Raw genomic sequence first — 344 nt, forward strand, 5'->3', positions numbered from 1 at the left:
CGCTGTCCGGGCGTCGTTCCCATTCCCCGGTCTCGGGGTCCTGCACAGCCAGTCCGAGCTTCTCGGCCAGGGTCACTGCTTCGGTGAGCAGGACCTGCCAGTGACTGTTGCGCGCCAACTCCCGCGCGAGGTCCGGGTCGATGGAACCGTGACCGGCCAGATACGCCGGGTTCGCCAGTAACCCGAGGAGGGTGGCGATGTCGACGGTGATCATCGTCAACGGCACCCGACGATCGGTCAGCTCTGCATCTTTTTTCGGGCACTCTGGGCGGTGGCACAGGCATGCCAAGCGGGGTTCGCCGTGCATGCGGGCCATGAACGCATCGCACAGGCGTTCTTTCTTG

General features: G+C 65.1%; 1 pseudogene. It reads right to left on the reverse strand.

The features are described 5' to 3' along the window. A pseudogene (locus tag QM797_RS26165) lies at positions 1-316 on the reverse strand (hypothetical protein); the annotation flags it as partial. Positions 317-344 lie beyond the last annotated feature (28 nt).

The sequence above is a fragment of the Rhodococcus sp. IEGM 1381 genome, assembly GCF_030056795.1.
In the GTDB taxonomy this organism is placed as follows: Bacteria; Actinomycetota; Actinomycetes; order Mycobacteriales; family Mycobacteriaceae; genus Rhodococcoides.